Annotated in this window: 1 rRNA gene; it reads left to right on the top strand. The window is 52.0% G+C overall.

Annotated features, from left to right (window positions below):
• Window positions 1–177: 177 nt before the first annotated feature.
• Window positions 178–631: ribosomal RNA gene (locus tag FHC48_RS23030) — 16S ribosomal RNA — on the top strand; the annotation flags it as partial.

The raw sequence follows: 631 nt of genomic DNA, 5'->3' as shown, positions 1-631 counted from the left end.
ACCTCGCAACGGTGAGCGAAAGCCGCGTTGCACTGCTCTTTAACAATTTATCAGACAATCTGTGTGGGCACTCAAAGTGACATGGATTCTTAACGTCCTCGGACGAAAAATGAATACCAAGTCTCTGAGTGAACATACGTAATTCATTACGAAGTTTAATTCACGAGCATCAAACTTAAATTGAAGAGTTTGATCATGGCTCAGATTGAACGCTGGCGGCAGGCCTAACACATGCAAGTCGAGCGGCAGCGGAAAGTAGCTTGCTACTTTGCCGGCGAGCGGCGGACGGGTGAGTAATGTCTGGGAAACTGCCTGATGGAGGGGGATAACTACTGGAAACGGTAGCTAATACCGCATAACGTCGCAAGACCAAAGAGGGGGACCTTCGGGCCTCTTGCCATCAGATGTGCCCAGATGGGATTAGCTAGTAGGTGGGGTAACGGCTCACCTAGGCGACGATCCCTAGCTGGTCTGAGAGGATGACCAGCCACACTGGAACTGAGACACGGTCCAGACTCCTACGGGAGGCAGCAGTGGGGAATATTGCACAATGGGCGCAAGCCTGATGCAGCCATGCCGCGTGTATGAAGAAGGCCTTCGGGTTGTAAAGTACTTTCAGCGGGGAGGAAGG

This window comes from Enterobacter sp. EC_50 (genome assembly GCF_019584525.1).
In the GTDB taxonomy this organism is placed as follows: Bacteria; Pseudomonadota; Gammaproteobacteria; order Enterobacterales; family Enterobacteriaceae; genus Enterobacter; species Enterobacter roggenkampii.
Note: the sequence above shows the minus strand (reverse complement) of the source record. Positions and strands in the feature narration are given on the sequence as shown.